This is a genomic window from Peribacillus sp. FSL E2-0159 (assembly GCF_038643155.1).
Classification (GTDB): Bacteria; Bacillota; Bacilli; order Bacillales; family DSM-1321; genus Peribacillus; species Peribacillus simplex.
Window position 1 is genome coordinate 5,428,130 of sequence record NZ_CP152053.1, and the last position, 22,141, is coordinate 5,450,270.

Below are 22,141 nucleotides of genomic sequence, written 5' to 3' on the forward strand. Positions count from 1 at the left end.
GATTTCTTGAATGCAACGACAAGTTTTGAATATACATATAAACGGAAAAAGTGTTTTTAGAGGAGGAAAGTCTTTGAACCAACATGTACAATTGGAAATCAATCGCCTTGTTCATCGCTTGAAACAAGACCAATCCGCTGATGGTTCGTGGAATTATCCCTTTGACACCGGGATAACGGCAGATGCCTATATGATTATTTTATTGAAAATTTTAGATATGGAAGATGCTCCTCTTATAGAGGCTTTAGTAAAAAGAATCGAAAGCAAGCAAACGGAAAACGGTTCATGGAAACTTTTCCAAGACGAGAAGGACGGCAATGTTACGGTTACGATCGAGGCTTACTATGGCCTTCTTTTTAGCGGACTCCGCAATAAGCACGATTCCCATATGAGGAAAGCCAAACAATTCATTCTTTCCAAGGGTGGCATCAAACAGGCCAAGATGTTAACGAAAATGATGCTTACTGTCACCGGACAATATCAATGGCCGCGCCTATTCCCCATTCCTCTCGAAGTGGTCTTACTGCCTCCGACCTTTTTCGTCAGCATTTATGATCTTTCCGTATATGGGCGGGTCAACATGATTCCATTGCTATTGCTTGGCCATAAAAAGTTTCAGCTCAAGACCCCGGACACTCCAAGTTTAAAAGAGTTATTTCAAACAAGGGAGGACCGTTCCGAAGAGCAGATGTGGGAAGAGTATCGCACCGAAGAATATCGTTCCTTCTTCTCCAAACTTCAAACAGGCGTCAAAACTTTGATTGGTTATCCGGATTATTTGCATTCCTTAGCCTTGGATTCAACAAAAAGGTTCATGCTCGACAGGCTGGAACCAGACGGGACACTGTACAATTATTTCGGCTCTACCTTTTTCATGATCTTTGCCCTCCTTTCAATTGGATATTCGAAAAAGGATCCAGTGATTCTAAAGGCAATTGCCGGTCTGAAGGGGATGGCCTGCTCCATTGAGGGGCACACACATATCCAATTCACAACGCCCCATGTTTGGAATACCTCCTTAATAAGCTACGCCCTTCAAGAAGCGGGCATACCTTCCAAAGACCCAACGATTAAGGCCGCCAATCAGTACTTACTGTCACGCCAGCATTATATGTATGGAGATTGGCTGATCCATAATCCTAACGCGATTCCAGGCGGCTGGGGGTTCTCGGATTTCAATACCATGAATCCGGATGTCGATGATACGACTGCCTCACTGCGGGCGCTGGCTAAGCAACTGCAAGCAAAACCGGATATTTGGGACAGCTGGCAGCGCGGTGTCTCCTTCACGATATCCATGCAAAATGATGATGGTGGATTTCCAGCCTTCGAACGGAATAACGACCATAGATGGCTGCACCTTCTCCCTATAGAGGGTTCGAAATATCTCCTGACTGACCCTTCTACCGCTGATCTGACAGGAAGAACGCTTGAATTCCTGGGGAACTATACAAATATGAAGAAGCCGGAAGAAGTCAGTAAAAGAGCGGTGGATTGGCTATTGGAGGACCAGAAGCATGATGGCTCCTGGTATGGGCGCTGGGGCATCTGCTATCTATATGGCACATGGGCTGCACTGACCGGCATGAAGGCAGCAGGGCAAGCCACTGGACATCCATCCATCCAAAAAGCCTTAACTTGGTTGAAAAATATTCAAAATAAAGATGGTGGCTGGGGTGAATCTTGTTACAGTGATATCAAGCAACGATATATCCCCCTAGGAACAAGTACACTGACACATACAGCTTGGGCTGTGGATGCGTTGATCTCGGCATCTGATAAGCCGACAGCCGAAATCGAAAAAGGCATTGCCTATCTCATCCGTGCAGGTCAACAAGAAAGCTGGACCAATGATTATCCTGCAGGCCAAGGAATGGCAGATTTTTTGTATATCCATTATCATAGCTATCGCTATATTTATCCCCTTTTAACCTTAAGTCATTACAATAAAAAATTCCTGAAGACTTAATCCAGTGTTTTTTTATCATATAAAGGTGAATATGTGGATTACCTGTGGAAAAGTAGTGAATAACACCGGAAAGTTATCCACAATCAGAGGTTATCCACATTCATTTATCCGAAAAGTGCTAAATACAAGAAATTTTCCGTCATTTTTGTTGATAAATTCATTTCGGATATGTAAGAATGACTTGTTTTATACAGGCTTTGTGGATAGTTTGGGGATGACCACTATTATGTGAAAACTTTATCCAGTTTATCACTATAAAATTCTATGGCCTTCGCATATGATTGTATTTTTCGATCCTTAGAGGTTTCGGCAATTATCTTCAATAGAGATTCCATTGCAAGATCATGTTGGCCCAAATTATAAAATGCCATAGCCCTGAATACCAATAAAGCCTTATCCTCAGGAAACTTCGCCACCCCAGATTCCAATGTCTGTCTGGCCTTTTCATATTCCCCTATGGTGCGATATGTGCTCCCCAACCCTAGGTAGGCCCCTTTTGCATCCTCCTCCGGCAAACCTAATTTGAGTGCCGCTTCATAATAAGGCACCGCCTTTACCTCATGTCCAAGAATATCCAAACTCCAGGCACACTGATACTGTATGACTGCATCCACGGGATTTTGCTTTGCCAGATCCATCAATAACCGATTGGATTTTTCGAATTCTTTCTTTCCCCTTAATGACAGTGCCATTTCCAAATTCCCCATTGCCATTCCTCCAATGAATAAAATTCCTTATTGCCCCTATTCGCGATTCCCCATTTTAATTCCTTCTTAATCATTTATATCTCTAAGCACCCTCTCCAAACAAAGTCAGGAACCAATATGCTGTTACTGGAGGTGATTTAATGGGCGGAATTTCAATTTGTTTAGGCATGATTGTTAAGGATGCGGAAGCTTCACTTCCCCACTGGCTTGGCAAATAAAAAAAGGATCTGCCACCCGGCAAATCCTTTCATACACTTCAATCTCCTTATATCATGGATTACTATCGACATGACATATGATTAATCATCCAATTGGTTTTTCAATACTTTTCCCGTGGTGGCATCCACCACTACATCATATTCCTTTAGTCCTTGTTTTATTTCCAGCTCGTACACAAGGGTGCCATTTTCTGAATCCAGCTCCATATCCGTTACTTGACCATCCACCGCTTTCAAGGCAATCTTTTCAGCTTGATCACTACTGACTTTTGCAGTTTCCACGGCTTGTTGTGTGCTCATATCCTCATCATCACCGTCTTCCATCTCCTGAGAAAGAATCTCTCCTTTTTCAGCATCAACGTCAACGTCCTGATAGCCTTCTTTCGTTTTTACGGTCATCTCATAGGTCATCGGCTGGTCCCAATCCTTTTCAAATTGAGTAACTTCCCCGCCTAGTTTTTCTGAAATCATTTTGACAGCCTCATCCTCGGATAGGTTCCCCTTATTGACTGCATATACCGCCGTTCCAGCAGCACCGCCGAAAAGCAATACGGAAGCTATGGACACTGTCATGATTACCTTTTTCCTTTGAATGATACCTTCTTTAATCGTACTCCACTGTTTTTTCATGAATGAATTCCTCCTTTAAGTTGTTACCTTAATAATAAGCACCCTTCATGAAACAAACATGAGCGTTAGATTAGAATTTGATGAGAAAGAATAAGAGTCACCAACGTTCCCTTCCCCACTTCGCTTTGAATCTCCAATTTACCGTCGAATGACTCGACAAGCGTCCGGGCGATGGAAAGCCCGAGTCCATTGCCTCCCGTTTTCCTTGCCCTTGATGAATCCACGCGATAAAAACGTTCAAATACATGTGGGAGATGTTCGGGTGATATCCCTGCGCCGTGATCTTTCACACCGATGTGAATTTCATCGGGCTGTCGTTTTATCATGATCTGTATACTTGATTCACTGTATTTCATTGCATTGTCCAATAGGATGACAATTACCTGTTCAAGCTTACTGGAAATAGTCATTGCATGTATTTCCTTAAACTCTGACTCTATCGTTATTTCACGATTTCCCGTCCTTCTGAATGTTTGGGCAATCCCTTCACAAAACGAAATGAGTTCTATTTTCCCTTCCACATCTTCTGAAGGTTCCGTTTGGGAAGCTGACTGCAGAAGATGTTCCGTCAGCTTTTTCATCCGGACGGCTTCATGATGGATTGCCTCCACCGCCTCTTCCTGAATCGCTTCATCCTTCATTCCCCATCGTTTCAATAGAGAGGAGTAGCTTTCTATTACCGTAATCGGCGTTTTCAATTCATGTGAAGCATCTGAAAGGAACTGCTGCTGTTGGTTATAATTCCGCTCCAGCCTTTCTATCATCCTGTTAAATGCCACTCCCATCACCTGCAGCTCGTCCTTTGATTGATCCGAGAGCGGTATCCGTTTGAACTCCCCGCTTTTCTCAATATCCTTCATCGTTCCGCTCATGATCGATATGGGTTTGAGAATTAGATTGGCCAACCACTTACCGGCAAGAATCGATAACAGAATGACAAAAAGGGATGCACCGCCCAAAACGAGGGCAAGCGTCGATAAATTATCAAGGAGGGTATCCTGCGGCTGTGTGACCTCGATCATCCCTAGCTTCTTCCCCTCATCAGGATAAGGATAACGGTAGGTCAATACATATTCACCGTCAGCTTTGGCAAAATCATATCCTTTCTCGTTAATGGATTTAACCGCAAGCCCCTTGAGGTCCTCTTCATCCGTAAATGATTTTACCAGCCTTCCATCCATGTCGAATATCCGCACCATTCCATCGTCCGGGATATACGGCTCCATTAAATCGGAATCACCGGAAATCAAATCTTTCGTCAGGATATTTTCTTCGATTAATGAAGCTTGGTCATCAAGCAGATCCCGTTCCCTCTCTACCGATATCCAAAGAAAGGCGATTAAAACGATGATACTCAACAATATAAGCATGACGCTTAAAAAAAGACTGGAATACGATTGGATTTTCGTCCGAATCTTCATACTGGCTCCTTCAAGCTGTAACCTACACCGCGGTAAGTATGTATGAGCTGCAACTCAAAGGGATAATCTATTTTTTTGCGTAAATAACGGATATACACATCAACCACATTCGTATCCCCTGCAAAATCAAATCCCCATACATGGGTCAGGATTTGCTCCCTCGAAAGTACTTGATTTTTATTTTGCAAAAGATAAACAAGCAAATCGAACTCACGGGAGGTCAGCTCAATCCTTTTGCCTTTCCTGTGAATGTCCCTAGTACCAAGGTTCAACTTCAGATCATGGATCTTTAGTTCATCCACTTCCCCTTCTGATTGGCTCTCCCGTACATTGGTACGAAAACAAGCACGGATCCGTGCCAGCAGCTCTTCAATTTCAAACGGTTTCGTTACATAATCATTCGCACCATGGTCCAGGCCATTCACCTTGTCTGGCACAGCATCCCTTGCGGTTAAAAGGATGACCGGTGTCGATCCATTCTTTTTCCGGTAACGCCTAAGTACTTCTATGCCATTCAACTCGGGCAGCATCACATCCAATAAGATTAAATCCCACTCTTCGGCTTCTGCCCTTTCCAGCCCTGTCTTTCCGGTAAAAGCCGATTCTGTTTGATAACCCTCATGATTAAGCTCCAGCTGAAGAACCCTCGCAATTTTTTCTTCATCTTCTATTATTAAAATTCTTTTATTCATGATTATCACCACCTACCCCTTAGTGTACTGAAGAAATATGAAAATATCATGAGAAATTGAACACTCCGCATAAAAATCCCATGAAAAAAATGACTATATTTTTTCTATCATGCCTTTAAAAGAACCGGACGTGAAAAGTCCAAGAGGGTCTTTACAGACACCATACACAGATTCCTCACAATCATAAAAAATTTCCTATAGCTAAATAATAAAAGCGTAAGTATCAACGGCTAACCATAATAAAAGACTATGGAATATTTCCATAGTCTAGGATGAATAAGCCGAAAATAAAAAATAAATCCAAATGACACTCCTGGCAAATAACTGGCTAGCCGAGACCCCGCCAGATGCTAGCGGCGAGGAGGCTTGGCAGACAGTCGACCGAAAGGGAGCGGATTTCTGAAATCAACTGGAACGTTTAATAATGATCCAGTTCATTCACCGGTCCAATGCTGGTCAATGAATTCATCGCGTCCCGATTTTGCACGGTCCGCTTTATAATCATCTTTATTTTTTTTATGGTAGCCTTGATGGTATTCTTCGGCAGGATAAAAGGTTTGGGCCGGAAGGATTTCCGTTACGATGGGTTTCTGGAATTTCCCGCTGGCCGCTACCTTTTCTTTCGCCTCAAGAGCCAGTTTCTCTTGTGCTTCATCATGATAGAAGATGGCCGTCCGATATTGGCTGCCTCTGTCATGGAATTGACCGCCATCGTCGGTTGGATCAATTTGCTGCCAATATAGTTCCAGCAATCTTTCATAAGGAAATAACTGAGGATCGAAAGTGATTTCCACGACTTCATAATGTCCCGTAGTTCCCGTCTTCACTTCCTCGTAAGTCGGGTTTTCAACATATCCTCCCGTATAACCGGATACGATCCCCCCAATCCCCGGTTGTTCTTCAAATGGTGTCACCATGCACCAAAAACAGCCTCCAGCAAATGTAGCCTTTTGCATAATGATCATCCCCTTCCCTGTATGTAATAAAAATTAATATACCATATTCCAAACCTGACACCGTGCTTTTTTAATTTGCGAAGCCGCCATTACATGCGCCAAAAGGGATTTACCCTTTGTTTAATCTTTTGACCAGCCCTTTTCCTTGAATCTTACAATAGCTTCAACTCGGTTGCTGACATCCAATTTATCAAGGATGACCGATATATAATTACGGACCGTTCCGTTGGTCAGATAAAGCTGGCTTGCGATTTCCTTTGTGGTCTTACCATCCGCTATCAGTTTGAGCACTTGGCTCTCTCGTTCAGTCAAAGGGTTTTCTTCTTCGAAAGCCATATCCACCAGCTCAGGAGCATAAATGCGCCGACCATCCATGATGACACGGATCGAGTTCGCAAGTTCATCACTTGGGCTATCCTTCAGCAGATATCCACCTACCTCTGCCTTTCTGGCTCTTTCAAAATACCCAGGACGTGCAAAAGTGGTCAAAATGATGACTTTGCATTGGTGGCCCTGATCTTTGATCTCCTCCGCTACATCGAGCCCGGTTTTAACTGGCATTTCAATATCGGTTATGCAGATATCCGGCTTTAATTGATTGACGAGATTCATTGCTTCTTCCCCATTGCTCGCCTTTCCTACAACTTCCATATCACTTTCCAAATCAAGGATGGAACCTAGCGCGCCAAGCAGCATCCGCTGGTCTTCGGCAATTACGATTCGAATCAATGTTAATCCCTCCTATCCATTATTTTTTATAGCATTCGGAACCCTTATATAAAGTGTCGTTCCATCTGTTGATTTAATATCCAGGCTACCATTAACGAATTCAAGCCTTTCTTTCATTCCTTGAAGCCCATTGCCTTTAAAAAACTCTGATCTATGTGAAAGCCCCACTCCATTATCCTGTACTGTGATCGTCACTCCTGTTTGTAATTCTTCAATGACGATATTACAGCAGTCGGCACCGCTATGTTTGACGATATTGGTCACAGCTTCTTTCAAGCACATGCTTAAAACCGTTTCAACAAGCAAAGGGGTATCTTGCAATTCCGTGGTGCCTTCCAACTTGAATTCTATCTCTGCCGCTTTCAATATTTGCTTGACCCGGATGATTTCATCGCTAAGCTTTGCCCCGCGCATTTCCGACACCATTTCACGTACTTCCTTGAGTGCCGTCCTCGCCGTTTGACGGATATCCTTGATTTCCTTCTTAGCCGACTCCGGATTTAAATCGATCAATTTCCCTGCAAGGTCACTTTTCAAGCCAATCAAAGACAGTTTTTGTCCAAGTGTATCATGTAAGTCACGGGCAATCCGCTGACGTTCTTCCATTTTGACAAGCTCTGATATTCGTTTGTGTGCGTCCTCCAATTGTTCTTCCAGCCTGCCCCGTTTATTCCGATTATATGTGTTGAATGGGAGCAGGATCACACCTACCACACAAATGAGCATAAAGGGAAATTGCGAAAAGAAAGTAGGGTCTTTCATGATGAATCCAATATTGACAGACACGATGGTAGCTAATAGCTGAATCGAATATAATACGAAAAAACCAACCTTATTTTGAACATTCCCAATAAAGAATGCTAAAAAAAGCGAAAAGTAAATGTAGCTGAAAAATATGGTCATGGATATGGATATGACTATTTGTATCGCCGTCCATACGTATACGGGCCATCCCTTCGACACGAATGAGAGACCATATGATATGAAAAACAAAATGATCATGACGATTCCAAAGACAATCTCCAACATCGAAGAAGATTTGAAAATGAAATAAAAAGGTAGGATACAAAAAATGATCCAGACATAAGGGCTCAGCCCTGTGTTCTTCGGAAAGATATGATACCAACTTTGCATGGCGCCGCCTCTATTTCTTTTTACCCTAGTATATACTAAGGAGTTTCATCAAAAAACCATCCAATGGAAATTGAATGGTTTTTTGATGAACTATTTATTTTTCTTGAAGACTTGGACGTTTATTATTGATTTCCACATTAGATTTTGTTTCATTTAGACGTTCCTTAATCTCTTTAAAACTTACAAACGTCTTGTTTTCTCCATCATAAAGGCGGAAGCGAAGCGATTTTAAACTTGAACTAATGGTGATTGTTGTTGCCTGCTGCAAAGGCAGGGTGGAATCATGGACTTTTTCCAGATTATAGTTTGGCACCCTTGGACTAAGATGATGCACATGGTGGAAACCGATATTACCGGTTACCCATTGCAAAACCTTCGGAAGTTTATAATAAGAACTTCCATCAATGGCAGCCTTCACGTAATCCCATTCCGATTCCTCTTCGAAATAAGAATCTTCAAACTGATGCTGTACATAAAACAGCCAGATGCCAAGTGATCCCGTTACAAAAAGCATCGGTACCTGAATCATCAGGAATGCCTGCCATCCGATAGCCAAGCATAAAAGACCATAAATTGCCACGATTGCGGCATTTGTCAAATACGTATTCATCCGTTCTTTCTTTTTAGCGCCTTTTTTATTCAGACGGTTCGATACAAGAAATAAATAAAATGGACCTAATCCAAACATGACGATCGGATTTCTATATAAACGGTAAGCCAGACGCCCCCAGAATGAAGCGGCGATATATTCATCAACGGTCATGATCCAAATATCTCCTGTACCGCGTTTGTTTAAATTACTGCTTGTTGCATGATGTATGGAGTGGCTATGCTTCCATTGCTCATACGGAAATAATGTAACGATTCCACTGATTGTACCCAGGATGCTATTCGCTTTCCTGCTTTTGAAAAACGATTGATGACAGCAATCATGGAAAATGATGAAAATCCTGACTACGAATCCTGAAGCCAGGACGGCCAATGCAAGGGTCAGCCAGTATGAAATGGTTAAGCTTTGATAAGCTAAAAACCATAACAGGAAAAATGGCGGAAATGTATTTATGAGCTGTTTCACGCTTGATTTAGTATTGGATTTTTCAAAAGGGGCAATATCTTTTCTCAATTGTTTTTGATTATGATTATGATTACTCATGATTTCCTCCTCATAATATATAGGAATGGAGTGTTTAAATGGATTGGCTTTGCTTCCATATATCGAAACTTTGGCGGCATCTCTTCTTTAAGTATAGGAATAAAAACCGATTTTCTATAGTCATAAACGTCAATTCCCTGCCATGACACTTGTCATATACTTGTCTGCTTCAACACTTTCCATACGTATTTTTTCCTCTTTCATCATTTTTACACGTCAAAAAAACGATGAATTCCAATCAATCTGATTCCAAGAAAATGCCTGACATTTATTCGATCAAATAAAAAAAAGATCCGCCGTTTGGCGAACCCATTTATAACTTGATCGCATAAACCCGTTCTGGACGTCCCACCGTGCCATATGTTAAATCGGCATCAATTTTTTCCTCTGACATCAAGTGCTCCAGATAACGCCTTGCCGTTGTCCTGCTCACTCCGATCTCCTTTGCCACTATTTCGGCAGTTAACCCCGGAGAGGATTTCCCCAATACAACCATCACCTTCTCCAAAGTCATCCGATCGATCCCTTTTGGCAGTGATGCTTGTTCCCTCTCTTTTTCTTTCATTTCCTTTCGCAAAAGCTTATCCACCTGTTGCTGCGTTACGGGAAAATTGCCCTTTTCCAATTCAGACAGTTTAATGTGATACTCTTGATACCGGAGTAAGGACTGCTTGAAGCGTTCAAATGCGACAGGCTTGATAATATAATCAAATATGCCGATTTTGATGGCTTCCTGGACTTTTTCGATTTCTTTAGCCGCCGTTATCATAATGACATCCATTTGTTTGCTTTGCTGCTTGATTTCTTTCAGGATATCGAGCCCATTCATATCCGGAAAATACATATCGAGCAGCAATAGATCCGGCTGCATGATTTCAATGAAGCTTTTAGCCTCGTCATAGCTTGACGCGATACCGATCGTTTGAAACCCCTCAAGCTTTTCGATGAATAGCTTTTGTATCTCCGCAATCCGCAGGTCATCTTCTACGATTAAAACTTCTATATCACGAGTAGCCATCATTTAATCCCCCCTCTGTTTTTTGGTATGGCAACAGTAAAAATCGTATATTCCCCTTCTTTCGTCGAAAAAGTGATATATCCCCCCAATCCATCAATCGCTTCCTGAACAAGGCTCAAACCTATACCTGAATTGGTTTGATCGCTTTTCGTCGTAAAACCGTTCTGGAAAATCAGTTCGGTAACATCTGAATTCATCCCTTTACCATTATCTTCAACCTCTATGATCAACTCTTTACCCAAGTCCGTGACGAACAACGATACCCTTTTTTCCTCCCTTTCGTTCTCCCGTACTGCTTCGAAGGCATTATTGATGAGGTTCCCGATGATCGTCACTAACAAATCCCGATCTATTTCGGACGGAATATCTTTAAAACTGCTTTCTCTATCAATAGTAAAATCAATTTTCAGCTCGCTGGCTAAACTAACCTTCCCTAAGATGAACCCAGCAATAATCGGATCAGGTACTTCCTTCATTAGAAAGTGAATGAAGCCTTGGGTGACATCCACTTCCTTCGATATGAAATCCATCGCTTCCCTATGTGAACCGAGTTGAATCAGGCCTAGCAGAGTATAGAGCCGATTCGAATATTCATGTGTCTGAGCCCTAAGCCCTTCTGCATACGCCTTTACATGTGACAGTTCTTGAAGGAGATTGGATAGTTCCGATTTATTTCTCAAACTTGCAACTGCACCGATGATTTGACCCTGTCCATTCAAAATGGGAATCCGGCTTGCCAAAAAAACTTCACCGTCAATCATGAATTCCTGATCATACTCGGCCCGTGCCGTGCTGACTACATCAAGCAAATGTGTATGCGTTATGACTTCTTCGATTTTTTGCCCGCGAAGCATGACGTCTTTAGGGATATGAAGGATTTTATGCGCCGTTTCATTGACGACCGTGATTTTCCCATGAACATCAATGGCAATGATGCCTTCATGAATAGATTCCAAAATGGCATGCTTCTCTTGAAACATCCAGGCGATCTCTTTCGGCTCCAGACCGAATATCGCCCTTTTTATATTGAATGAAATGAAAAAGGCTATCAGTAAACCGCCGATTAATATAAAAGAGATGATCCAGACTATCTTTCTTTGTATACTGGACAATTCTTTTTCAATATCATCCTGAAGGTAGCCAACGGAGACTACACCAATGACTTTTTCATTTTCAATTATCGGGGATTTCCCCCTAATGGAAGGCCCCAACGTGCCAGTGGACTCCGTGATGATGGATTTCCCATCCCAAACCTCGGCGTTATCTCCCCCTACCATTTTCTTTCCGATCAAGCTGGGGTCTGGATGGGACAGCCGCGTTTCATTCTCATCTCCTATTACTATGAATTCCGCATCGATCTGCCTGCGAATTCTTTCCGCGATGGGCTGAATGATTACAGAAGGATTATCCGTTCGAAAAGCTTGTTTAATTTCAGGCAGCAAAGAAACGGTCTGGGCAACCGACAATGCTTTTTCCCCTGTTTCCTGCTTCAGATTATTTTCCAGGATATTTATGAAAATAACTTCAAAGATTCCACCCATTAAGATGATTAACGTACAGATGCCCAGCATCAACTTGGTGTGTAAACGCATTCAATCACCTCTACTTACATCATATAAAAAAAAACCCCTTTAAAAAAGGGATTTTTTCGCAACATTCAGAAAATAATGGTTAACCTTCAATATTGATGACAACATCCTTCCCTCTCTTCTTAAGTAAAACAGGAATGAGCAGCCATAATGCCGTTACGATCAGGAATGTAAGGGAAAGCGGCCGAGTGAAAAACAAACTGTAATCACCATCGGATATCGTCAGGGCCCTGCGCATATTATTTTCTATCATCGGTCCTAAAACCAGTCCTAATACCAACGGGGCAATTGGATAATCATTTTTACTTAAGAAATATCCCAAGACCCCGCATCCCAGTAATAGCAATAAATCATAAGTAGATACTTGTACCCCATAAACACCAAAAATGGAAATCGCGATAATGATCGGAATCAAATATTTCTTTGGCGTTTCAATGATTTTCGCAAAAACCTTAACGAGCGGGAGATTAAGGATGAGAAGCATCAGATTCCCGATGAACATACTGGCGATAAGTCCCCAAGCCACCTGAGGATGGTCTTCGAATAATAATGGACCTGGCTGAACATTGTACATCATGAGCGCACCCATTAAAATCGCCGTTGTACCGGAACCCGGAATTCCCAGCGTCAATAATGGAATCATCGCTCCGCCAGAAGCCGCGTTATTGGCCGTTTCAGGACCAGCCACTCCAGCGATCGCCCCTGTACCAAATCTCCAGGGTTTTTTTGATATCCGTTTTTCCATAAGGTACGAGAAGAAAGAAGCAAGAGTAGCCCCTGCACCCGGCAGGATTCCTACAAAGAAACCTAAGAGCGACCCCCTCGCAATGGGCCCCGCAGATTCCTTGAATTCTTCTTTGGAAGGAATCAAATTATTGATCTTTGCAATTTCCCCATCATCCTCGTCTTTTTCCAAGATTGTCTTGAATACTTCTCCAAGGGCAAATAGACCGACCGCGATCGTCAGGAATTCGACCCCTTGATACAGCCAAGGAATGTCGAATGTAAAACGAGCGATCCCGGATACGTTATCAATGCCTATCGTCCCGATCAACAAACCGCAAACCGTCATGATCAATGCCTTGGTTACGGATTTTCCCGCGAGACCGCTGACTGCCGCCAACCCTAGAAGCATGAGCGAAAAATACTCAGCCGGACCGAATTTAATGGCAATCGTCGATAATGGCTGAGCTAAGGCAATCATGGCGATAAGGGTGACGATCCCTCCGACGAAGGAACCGATTGCCGAAATGGATAAAGCACTCCCGGCTCTTCCCTTCTTCGCCATTTGGTAACCATCCAATGTGGTGACGACAGAAGAAGATTCGCCAGGTGTATTCAATAGGATGGATGTTGTCGACCCTCCATACATCGCTCCATAATAAACACCTGCAAGTAAAATGATGGCGCTTGTTGCCGCTTGCTCTGGTGGAAGTCCCCCTGTAATCGAAGCGGTTACCGGAATTAATAGAGCCACACCGCTCATCGGCCCTATTCCCGGCAAAACGCCGACAGCCGTACCGATCAATACTCCGACAAATGCAAAAAGTATGTTATACCAAGTTAGTGCCGTTTCAAATCCATGAATTAAATAATCAAAAGTGCCCACTTCACATCCCCCTTCCTTTTATGAAAACCAGATTGGCCAGCCTGGCAGTGTTCCCTTTAGCACATTCACGAATAAATAATAGATAATCCCGGAAAATCCTGCGGAAATGATGAGCGAGGTCACCCACTTATTCCGTTCCATCGTTTGAAAGCAAACAAACAAAAAGAGAAAGGTCGTAATGACATATCCTATCGTTTCCAATGTCAAAATATAAATCAAGGTGGAGAGTAGAATGATGATAAAGGGTTTATATTGCAGCTTTTCCTTACCCGATTCCTGCACCTTGCTCCGAAATGCCTCATAGAACAGGCGAATACTTAAAACAGCAAGAACAAGCCCCAATACAAAAGGGAAAATGTCCGGTCCTACCGAACTTCCATAAGAAGAACTGGCCAGTTTCCTGCTTCCTATCATAAACAGCACTCCGACAGCCAGAAAGGCTACAGATGCAAAACGGTCAAATCTAACATCCATCATAATCCCTCCATTTCAGAAAATAAGAAGAAGGTGAAAGCACCTCCTTCTCCTCCGATTATTTTTCCATGCCTAAAGCTTCTAATAATTGCTGCACCTGTTTCTCCTGTTCTTCTAAAAACTTGCTGAATTCTTCACTATTTTTATATTCTTGTTCCCATCCTTGAACTTCCACTTCCTTTTTCCATTCAGAAGTTTCAACTAGCTTTGCAATGGTTCCGTCCCAAAAGGTTTTCGCTTCATCAGACATATTCTGAGGTCCAAAAACGCCTCTCCAAATCGTGAATTCAGCATCAACACCCTGTTCCTTTGCCGTCGGTATGTCTTTAAGATCTCCACCCAAACGTTCAGTCGAGGTTACCGCCAACACTCTAATCTTTCCTGCTTTTAAGAATTCCCTTACACTGGATGCATCCGTTCCGATCACATCTGCGTTTCCGCCAAGCAATGCCGTAATCGCTTCGCCGCCACCGTCGTACGAAACGTATTTAAGTTCAGTTGGATTCAAGCCATATTCATAGGCTGGAAGAATGGAAATCAAATGATCCATGGATCCCGGAGCCGATCCTCCTGCAAAGGTCAACTTACGCGGATCTTTCTTCACCGCTTCTAGCACTGATTTCAAATCCTTGAATTTTGAATCCGCCTTTACCACTATCGCCCCATAATCTTTTGTAAGCTGCGCCAAAGGAGTCGTATTTTTATATCCATAAGGACTGTTGCCTTCTTTTTTAAGGTTATTGATGATGACAGGCGGTGAATTCACAAACAGCATATCATTGTTATCCGCTTGCTGTGTTGCATAATCCGCCATGAAGACTGCGCCCCCGCCACCGGGTTTGTTTTCGACGGTCAATGGCTGGTTCACCAGTTTTGTCTCACCCAAGACCTTTGTAAATGAACGAGCGGTTAAATCCCATCCCCCGCCTGCGCCTGAAGGAGCAACGATCGTTATCGCTTTTTTCGGATAACCTGTACTTTCTTTCTTTTCTCCTGATGTATCCGAACTGCCGCATGCACCTAAACTTAAAGCTAACGAACTTGCCAATATGATCGCAGAAATCTTTTTACGAGAAAACATGATAATCCCCCTTTTGAAAGCGTTTTCTTAATTCTACAAAAATATCGTCGTTTTCTTTGATTGCCCAACTAAAATGCATAACTTCCATAACATCCATATTGTTCATAAAGTTTTATTGGCGGACATGGGGAAAAGGCCCGCCCATTAAGAGCAGCCCTTCTAGAATAATATTTTAGATAGATATACGACCATCGTTACCGTTATGCTGCTGAATAAAGTCGACATCAATACCGCTTGTGCCGCATACTCCGGATGGTTGTCATATTCCAAAGCGAATAATGCGCTGTTTCTTGATGTTGGAAATGAGCTTGCGATAAATAATCCCTGAGCGACAGTCCCTTCCAAGCCCAGCATGAGAATGATCAGGAATGCGATGGATGGTGAAAGTATTAACCGCCCAATCAAGCTAAGGATAAGCGGGAGCGGGAAATGCGTTATTTTCAAATAGGCACTCTGTGCACCCAATGTAATCAATGCAATGGCTATGAAGGCACTCGCGATATTATCAATCGGGGTCCATAAGAACAGAGGAATGTCGAAAGAAGCGGCCTGTAATAGAAAACCGAGTAATAAAGCATAAATGACGGGGTTCTTCAAGAACTCACGAATGGCACCCTTTGCACTTTTTGTATGGACTGAAACGGAATTCATCAATCCATAGGTATAGGTTAACAGGTTTTGAAATATGATCACGATGACCTGGATCGACAGGCCAAGGGGATTTCCATGAAAAACCATCTGACTGACCGGTAACCCGAAATTGGCCGAGTTATTCAAGACTACACTATTTTTAAACGTTGCAGAAAGGCTTTGATCAAACCTGGCTAGTTTAGCTACCGCTGTACTCACGACGATGAGGCTTACTGCTTGAAGAGCAAGGAAGCTGAATATCTGGACGATCATCCCACCATCCATGTTGCTTTGATAGATATTGACAAAGCTAATGGCCGGCATGAGCAGGAAGTGATTCAATTTAGACAGTGTATTCATATCCAACTTGAATTTACGATGCAAAATGGCCCCAGCCCCTATAAGGAAAAAGACCGGCACAATGACATTCAATACGATCAGTAACAGGACACTCACTTGACTTCCTCTCCATTCCTTAGGCATATTCCTGATGATTTACATCTCCCATCTATCATAATGCCGGGATAACCATAATTAAAATACCAATAAATTATCGTTAACCATTCAAAAAAGGAATGATAAAAAAGCACAGAGGTTTCTGCGCTTCCTTTTAAATATCACTCATGAAATCGACGTCTTTAACAAAATCGACAAACTCCTTGACCAGTTTTAATTCCAGCGACTTTTCATGATATAACATCCACGTATTCCTGATAAGGGGATTGCCATGCTTATCCTTAAGGTCCATTTGACGGAGATTTTGGTCTTTCTCCAATAAAACACTGGGAAGGATACCATATCCCAGGCCATTCTTGACCATTTCTTTGCATGTATCACCTTTATCCACTTCCATCCCCACCAAAGGAGGTCCAGAAAAATTGTCTCTCCACCAATTATCTATCATTGTTTTCAAAAGAGCATCCGTCCCATAATCGATCCTCGGCAGGAAAGGCAGGTTCCGGACTTCGATTTCTTCCTTAGAAGCAATACAAATCGTTTCCTCAAAAAGATGATGCCTTGATCCTGACCATTGATAGTCCCCCCGTACAATCCCGACATGCACTTCCTCCTTATAAATGAGGTTCAGCACTTCTTTACTCCATCCAGTTGTCACATGGAAATCCACTTTAGGATATCGCTCACGAAATATTTTCAGCAGGCCTGGCAATTTATGCAGCGTGATATAGTTGGAAACACCCAGCCGTAATGTTCCACTGATCTCCTGACCCATATTGAACGCTGTCTCTTTTATCTGCCGGAGCCTGATCAGCATCTCATCTGCACAGATGGCCAAATATTCCCCTTGAGGGGTGAACTGCACTCCCCTTGTACCACGCTCCACTATCTTTAGATTGAATTCCTTCTCGATTTGTTGAATTCGTTTCGTTAAAGAAGGTTGCGAGATATATAAACTTTGCGCCGTTTTAGTAATATTCTTGTTTTCATGCAACACCTTTAAAATATGCCAATCCCTTTCGTTCATAATCCTTCCCCCGATACGCTTTTCCTTGAATGTTTTATCCAAACTGTACCACAAAAGGCCTGTTGGATATATCCTTTTACAAGTACAAAAAAAGCCCAAGCCATGCCGGCTAGGACTTTCCCACAAGCATCTCTCAAACGGAGGACGCTCAGTCATTCAATTGAATTCTTTCAGGGCATGTGTAGATATTCAGTGAATCATTACGAATGAACCCGACCGTGGTGATTCCCAATCCTTCAGCCAACTCCAAAGCCAATTCGGTTGGAGCGGATTTCGAGAGTATCAGTTCACAGCCGATTTTCGCCACTTTCAAGAGAATTTCGGATGAAATCCGGCCGCTGAACACGATAGCTTTCCCTTCTATCGAAATGCCATTTTTCAAGCAATGGCCGTATATTTTGTCCAAGGCGTTATGCCGTCCGATATCCATTCTGCTTAATACGAGGCCATCGACATCACATAATGCTGCATTGTGGACTCCGCCTGTATTCTGGAACGTGACAGCGGAATTTTGTAAATCCTTCATCAAGCGGAAGCAGTCATCAGGAGTCAGTCTCACCGAAACATTATCCATTTTCTTGGCAGTCAATGCATCATTCACAAAGACGAACCCTTGTCTGCTCATTCCGCAGCATGATGTAATATATCGCTTATTTTGAAAGTCCTGGAAGTAGGGATTCACTTTGTCTGTCTTCACATGAACAAAGCCTTCTTTTTCCTGGACCCAGATTTCTTTTATCTCATCATATTTTTTGATGATGCCTTCCGAAGCCAAATAACCAATCACCATATCCTCGATGTATTCAGGTGTACAAACCATCGTGACGAATTCCTGGCCATTTATTTTGACAGTAACGGGATACTCCGTCACGATCGTATCCTCCGTCCGCTCGATGTTGCCTTTGGTTATCCGGATGATGTCCCTTTTCATTTCAATCGCTTTCATGTTCCCACTCCTTTTAATATCCAGGAGCCAATTGACCAATATGTAAGGACATGGTCAATGCCCGTTGAGTTTGTCAGCTATATTCTTATCAAATACAAATACGGAAATCGCTATGTTCTCTTTGATTTTGATGTCTGAAAACAAATGGACCAGTTTAGCTCCAACCAGTTCTTCCATTCCATCAGGAGGACTCTCCGAATACACATCCTGAACCATTTTGGTTCGTGCTGAATGGACCATATCCCTTCCTTCCTCTGATCTTGATATGAACATTTCTGTAGGAGTCAAATTCCCATATAACGTAGAAACTGCCATATTTTCCACGAATACCGTGTGTATGCGTTCTGGTCCTTTACCGAATAGTTCCTTGCGCAGCTTACGAATCATATCATTGAATTCATGGATAACTTTTGACACCGTTACGTCACTCCAATTCAAGAAAAATAAGTTCTCAATTTTCTTATCATAAATCAAAGCGAAGAAAAACGAAAGGAATTTGGGAATGATAACCTCCATCCAGGATTGTTTCTTGTTAAAATTAAAGGTATAATATTAAAGAGGAAAGTTGGGAGCATAATAGTGTACTGTTGTGTCCTATCTTTTTTAAAATCATCCATTATGGTATGGATTGGTATATTGGCAAGCCTTGCTATTAAACTATTCCACCATGACCTACATTTCCGTTCAGAGCCGGAGGTGTGATCATGGTGGTTTTTTTGCGTGTTTTTGGCTATAAAAGGGGGAAATATAATGATCGATTCAAACATCACCATCAAAATCAATGGGAAGGATTATACCGCTGATGAAGGAGCAACAATACTGGAGGTCATCAACCAAAATGAGATTGCCCATCCACAGATTTGTTATGTTCCTGAAGTGGATCCGATCCAAACATGCGATACATGCATCGTCGAAGTTAATGGGAAACTCGTCCGATCATGTTCGACAAAGGCAGTGAGCGGCATGGATATAGCCTTGGACTCGAGCAAGGCAAAAGAAGCCCAAACCGAAGCCATGGACCGGATTCTGGAAAACCATTCTTTATACTGTACTGTATGTGATAATAATAACGGAAATTGCGAACTGCATAACACAGCAGAATTAATGGAAATTGAACACCAAAAATATCCTTACACACCGAAAGTGGAATTGGGTGCCGTCGATATGTCCCATCCATTTTACCGCTATGATGCCAATCAATGCATCGCATGCGGGCAATGTGTCGAAGTCTGCCAAAACCTTCAGGTCAACGAAACGCTGTCCATCGACTGGGAAGCAGAACGCCCTCGGGTAATCTGGGATGAAGGAACGGAAATCAATAACTCATCCTGTGTAGGCTGCGGACAGTGTGTAACCATTTGTCCATGTAATGCATTAATGGAAAAATCGATGCTGGGTGAGGCTGGCTTCATGTCAGGTTTGAAAAACGATATGCTTGAACCAATGATTGACCTTGTTAAAGAAGTAGAACCTGGATACAGCGGGATTTTTGCCATTTCGGAGATTGAAGCGGCAATGCGTGATACCCGTACGAAGAAGACAAAAACGGTCTGTACGTTCTGTGGGGTAGGATGCACATTCGAAGTCTGGACAAAAGGCCGTAAAATCCTTAAAGTCCAACCTACTCATGAAGCACCCGTCAATGCGATTTCCACATGTGTGAAAGGAAAATTCGGTTGGGACTTCGTAAACTCGGAAAAACGTTTGACAAAGCCCCTGATTCGGAAAAATGGAAGATTCGTTGAATCAAGCTGGGATGAAGCACTTGATTTGGTTGCATCCAGACTCGGTTCGATCAAACAGCAATACGGCGGAAATTCAGTAGGCTTCATTTCCTCATCCAAGATCACGAATGAGGAAAACTATGTAATTCAAAAACTGGCACGGCAAATGTTCGAAACGAATAACGTCGACAATTGCTCGCGTTACTGTCAATCCCCAGCAACAGACGGACTGTTCCGTACAGTCGGCATGGGCGGAGATGCTGGTACGATCAAAGATATTGCCGCAGCAGGTCTGGTCATAATCGTTGGGGCTAACCCGGCTGAAGGCCATCCCGTATTGGCGACACGCGTTAAACGGGCACACAAGCTTCACGGACAAAAACTGATCGTAGCTGACATCCGCAAAAACGAAATGGCCGAGCGTTCCGACATCCATATCAGTCCAAAACAAGGAACAGACCAAGTTTGGTTGATGGCGGTTACAAAGTATATGATCGATCAAGGCTGGCATGATCAAGAATTCATCAATGAAAATGTTAACTTCTTCGACGATTATAAAGAAGTACTTGAAAAATATACCCTGGAATATGCAGAAACACACACAGGTATTTCAAAAGAAACATTGATCCAAATAGCTGAGACCATTCGTGATGCAGACGGAACATGCATTCTCTGGGGAATGGGCGTTACACAAAACACCGGTGCTTCCGATACTTCGGCTGCAATTTCCAACCTGCTATTAGCCACAGGTAACTACCGTCGCCCAGGAGCGGGAGCATATCCGCTTCGCGGCCATAACAATGTGCAGGGCGCTTGCGATATGGGCACTCTTCCAACATGGCTTCCAGGATATCAGCATGTCACCGATGACGTGGCACGTGCTAAATTCGAAAAAGCTTATGGAGTGAAAATCGATGGTAAACCAGGCTTGAACAATATTGAAATGCTTAAAGCGATAGAAAAAGGCGACATGAAGGCCATGTATCTAGTAGGTGAAGATATGGCACTTGTTGATGCGGATGCAAACCATGTAGATAAAGTGTTATCCGGATTGGATTTCTTTGTTGTACAGGATATTTTCCTTTCAAGGACAGCCCAATATGCCGACGTGGTATTACCCGGAGCTCCATCTCTTGAAAAAGACGGAACGTTCACCAATACGGAGCGCCGTGTACAGCGTTTATATAAAGCCCTTCCCACTATGGGAGATTCTAAAGCCGACTGGGAAATCACTCAAGAGATCGCCAACCGCTTAGGTGCGAATTGGAACTACACACATCCTGGTGAAATCTATGATGAAATGGCAAGCCTGTCTCCAATATTCAGCCAAGCGAATTACGATGTGCTGGAAGGATGGAACAGCTTCCTCTGGGGAAGCCATGATGGATCAAACACGCCGCTTCTTTATGTGGATGGCTTCAACTTCCCTGATAAGAAAGCGCGCTTTGCACTGGCTGACTGGGTAGAACCGCATAAATTCCCAGAAGAATATGACCTTCATATCAATAATGGACGCATGCTGGAGCATTTCCATGAAGGAAATATGACGAACAAATCCAATGGAATCCAATCGAAAGTACCTGATATTTTCGTTGAAGTTTCACCAGAACTTGCACAAGAACGTAAAGTCAGTGATGGCGGACTCGTTCGCTTAGTGTCTCCATTCGGGGCCGTTAAATTAAAAGCCCTGGTCACAGACCGTGTTAAAAATAATGAGCTATTTTTACCAATGAACTCCGTCGATAAAGACTCTGCCATTAACTTCCTGACTGGTCCTATCTATGATCAACGCACAAGCACGCCTGCTTACAAGCAGACGATGGTCCGCATGGAGGTATTAAGCGCAAGCGGGGATATCCCATTACCGGGTACAAATCCACGGAACAAAAAACGTCATCCTCAAAATGGTGTCGAGGTAGAACGTAAGTGGGCGCGTCCAGGATATGTTCACTTAACGGATAAATAAACAAGGAGGGTG

The 22,141-nt window shown here is 42.9% G+C and carries 19 protein-coding genes; 2 read left to right on the top strand and 17 right to left on the bottom strand.

What is annotated here, in order from left to right; translation table 11 throughout:
• Window positions 1-73: 73 nt before the first annotated feature.
• A complete protein-coding gene (gene shc, locus NYE63_RS26620; protein ID WP_342603420.1) occupies window positions 74-1,969 on the top strand; it encodes a squalene--hopene cyclase in 1,896 nt (631 codons plus the stop codon).
• A 224-nt stretch (window positions 1,970-2,193) separates the two neighbouring features.
• Here shc and NYE63_RS26625 read toward each other — a convergent pair whose 3' ends face one another.
• The 17 genes from NYE63_RS26625 to NYE63_RS26705 form a co-directional block, all read right to left on the bottom strand.
• Window positions 2,194-2,676 carry a tetratricopeptide repeat protein gene (locus NYE63_RS26625; protein WP_342603421.1) on the bottom strand — a complete coding sequence of 161 codons (483 nt, stop codon included), beginning with the start codon at window positions 2,674-2,676 and terminating at the stop codon, window positions 2,194-2,196.
• A gap of 299 nt (window positions 2,677-2,975) precedes the next feature.
• Window positions 2,976-3,524 carry a PepSY domain-containing protein gene (locus NYE63_RS26630; RefSeq protein ID WP_048688116.1) on the bottom strand — a complete coding sequence of 183 codons (549 nt, stop codon included), beginning with the start codon at window positions 3,522-3,524 and terminating at the stop codon, window positions 2,976-2,978.
• A 65-nt stretch (window positions 3,525-3,589) separates the two neighbouring features.
• Window positions 3,590-4,945 (bottom strand): HAMP domain-containing sensor histidine kinase, encoded by a 1,356-nt coding sequence (locus tag NYE63_RS26635; RefSeq protein WP_342603422.1) that lies wholly within the window; start codon window positions 4,943-4,945, stop codon window positions 3,590-3,592.
• A complete protein-coding gene (locus tag NYE63_RS26640; protein WP_342603423.1) occupies window positions 4,942-5,637 on the bottom strand; it encodes a response regulator transcription factor in 696 nt (231 codons plus the stop codon). The genes NYE63_RS26635 and NYE63_RS26640 overlap by 4 nt, the downstream gene beginning before the upstream one ends.
• Before the next feature lie 434 nt (window positions 5,638-6,071).
• On the bottom strand, window positions 6,072-6,593 hold the full coding sequence (gene msrA / locus NYE63_RS26645) for a peptide-methionine (S)-S-oxide reductase MsrA (RefSeq protein ID WP_342603424.1): 522 nt from the start codon (window positions 6,591-6,593) through the stop codon (window positions 6,072-6,074).
• Window positions 6,594-6,713: 120 nt separating this feature from the next.
• Window positions 6,714-7,322 carry a response regulator transcription factor gene (locus tag NYE63_RS26650; protein WP_207438293.1) on the bottom strand — a complete coding sequence of 203 codons (609 nt, stop codon included), beginning with the start codon at window positions 7,320-7,322 and terminating at the stop codon, window positions 6,714-6,716.
• 12 nt (window positions 7,323-7,334) lie between these two features.
• Window positions 7,335-8,456 carry a sensor histidine kinase gene (locus tag NYE63_RS26655; protein WP_342603425.1) on the bottom strand — a complete coding sequence of 374 codons (1,122 nt, stop codon included), beginning with the start codon at window positions 8,454-8,456 and terminating at the stop codon, window positions 7,335-7,337.
• 94 nt (window positions 8,457-8,550) lie between these two features.
• Window positions 8,551-9,609, bottom strand: a complete 1,059-nt coding sequence (locus NYE63_RS26660) for a fatty acid desaturase (RefSeq protein ID WP_342603426.1) — start codon at window positions 9,607-9,609, stop codon at window positions 8,551-8,553.
• Between the two features lie 313 nt (window positions 9,610-9,922).
• The gene (locus NYE63_RS26665; protein WP_342603427.1) at window positions 9,923-10,630 is read right to left on the bottom strand and encodes a response regulator; all 708 of its coding nucleotides are present in this window, start codon (window positions 10,628-10,630) and stop codon (window positions 9,923-9,925) included.
• Window positions 10,627-12,219 (bottom strand): sensor histidine kinase, encoded by a 1,593-nt coding sequence (locus NYE63_RS26670; RefSeq protein WP_342603428.1) that lies wholly within the window; start codon window positions 12,217-12,219, stop codon window positions 10,627-10,629. The genes NYE63_RS26665 and NYE63_RS26670 overlap by 4 nt, the downstream gene beginning before the upstream one ends.
• Window positions 12,220-12,298: 79 nt before the next feature.
• A complete protein-coding gene (locus NYE63_RS26675) occupies window positions 12,299-13,825 on the bottom strand; it encodes a tripartite tricarboxylate transporter permease (protein WP_342603429.1) in 1,527 nt (508 codons plus the stop codon).
• 18 nt (window positions 13,826-13,843) lie between these two features.
• Entirely contained in the window at window positions 13,844-14,299 is a 456-nt protein-coding gene (locus NYE63_RS26680; RefSeq protein ID WP_342603430.1) for a tripartite tricarboxylate transporter TctB family protein, read from the bottom strand.
• A 58-nt stretch (window positions 14,300-14,357) separates the two neighbouring features.
• Window positions 14,358-15,380, bottom strand: a complete 1,023-nt coding sequence (locus tag NYE63_RS26685; protein WP_342603431.1) for a tripartite tricarboxylate transporter substrate binding protein — start codon at window positions 15,378-15,380, stop codon at window positions 14,358-14,360.
• A 159-nt stretch (window positions 15,381-15,539) separates the two neighbouring features.
• Window positions 15,540-16,466 carry an AEC family transporter gene (locus tag NYE63_RS26690; RefSeq protein ID WP_342603432.1) on the bottom strand — a complete coding sequence of 309 codons (927 nt, stop codon included), beginning with the start codon at window positions 16,464-16,466 and terminating at the stop codon, window positions 15,540-15,542.
• A 154-nt stretch (window positions 16,467-16,620) separates the two neighbouring features.
• Window positions 16,621-17,493 (bottom strand): LysR family transcriptional regulator, encoded by an 873-nt coding sequence (locus NYE63_RS26695; RefSeq protein WP_342603433.1) that lies wholly within the window; start codon window positions 17,491-17,493, stop codon window positions 16,621-16,623.
• Window positions 17,494-17,641: 148 nt separating this feature from the next.
• Entirely contained in the window at window positions 17,642-18,439 is a 798-nt protein-coding gene (gene fdhD / locus NYE63_RS26700; protein ID WP_251426662.1) for a formate dehydrogenase accessory sulfurtransferase FdhD, read from the bottom strand.
• A gap of 54 nt (window positions 18,440-18,493) precedes the next feature.
• The gene (locus NYE63_RS26705; protein WP_063234138.1) at window positions 18,494-18,856 is read right to left on the bottom strand and encodes a DUF2294 domain-containing protein; all 363 of its coding nucleotides are present in this window, start codon (window positions 18,854-18,856) and stop codon (window positions 18,494-18,496) included.
• Between the two features lie 333 nt (window positions 18,857-19,189).
• Here NYE63_RS26705 and fdhF point away from each other — a divergent pair, with 333 nt between their 5' ends.
• Complete coding sequence (gene fdhF, locus NYE63_RS26710) at window positions 19,190-22,129, top strand: formate dehydrogenase subunit alpha (protein WP_342603434.1); 2,940 nt, start codon at window positions 19,190-19,192, stop codon at window positions 22,127-22,129.
• The last annotated feature ends 12 nt before the right edge of the window (window positions 22,130-22,141 follow it).

What these genes read in the sequence shown, in the direction of transcription:
- NYE63_RS26625 (WP_342603421.1), bottom strand. Translation starts at nt 2,676, where the DNA reads ATGGGGAATTTGGAAATGGCACTGTCATTAAGGGGAAAGAAAGAATTC.
- NYE63_RS26630 (WP_048688116.1), bottom strand. Translation starts at nt 3,524, where the DNA reads ATGAAAAAACAGTGGAGTACGATTAAAGAAGGTATCATTCAAAGGAAA.
- NYE63_RS26635 (WP_342603422.1), bottom strand. Translation starts at nt 4,945, where the DNA reads ATGAAGATTCGGACGAAAATCCAATCGTATTCCAGTCTTTTTTTAAGC.
- NYE63_RS26640 (WP_342603423.1), bottom strand. Translation starts at nt 5,637, where the DNA reads ATGAATAAAAGAATTTTAATAATAGAAGATGAAGAAAAAATTGCGAGG.
- msrA (WP_342603424.1), bottom strand. Translation starts at nt 6,593, where the DNA reads ATGCAAAAGGCTACATTTGCTGGAGGCTGTTTTTGGTGCATGGTGACA.
- NYE63_RS26655 (WP_342603425.1), bottom strand. Translation starts at nt 8,456, where the DNA reads ATGCAAAGTTGGTATCATATCTTTCCGAAGAACACAGGGCTGAGCCCT.
- NYE63_RS26660 (WP_342603426.1), bottom strand. Translation starts at nt 9,609, where the DNA reads ATGAGTAATCATAATCATAATCAAAAACAATTGAGAAAAGATATTGCC.
- NYE63_RS26665 (WP_342603427.1), bottom strand. Translation starts at nt 10,630, where the DNA reads ATGATGGCTACTCGTGATATAGAAGTTTTAATCGTAGAAGATGACCTG.
- NYE63_RS26670 (WP_342603428.1), bottom strand. Translation starts at nt 12,219, where the DNA reads ATGCGTTTACACACCAAGTTGATGCTGGGCATCTGTACGTTAATCATC.
- NYE63_RS26680 (WP_342603430.1), bottom strand. Translation starts at nt 14,299, where the DNA reads ATGGATGTTAGATTTGACCGTTTTGCATCTGTAGCCTTTCTGGCTGTC.
- NYE63_RS26685 (WP_342603431.1), bottom strand. Translation starts at nt 15,380, where the DNA reads ATGTTTTCTCGTAAAAAGATTTCTGCGATCATATTGGCAAGTTCGTTA.
- NYE63_RS26695 (WP_342603433.1), bottom strand. Translation starts at nt 17,493, where the DNA reads ATGAACGAAAGGGATTGGCATATTTTAAAGGTGTTGCATGAAAACAAG.
- fdhD (WP_251426662.1), bottom strand. Translation starts at nt 18,439, where the DNA reads ATGAAAGCGATTGAAATGAAAAGGGACATCATCCGGATAACCAAAGGC.
- fdhF (WP_342603434.1), top strand. Translation starts at nt 19,190, where the DNA reads ATGATCGATTCAAACATCACCATCAAAATCAATGGGAAGGATTATACC.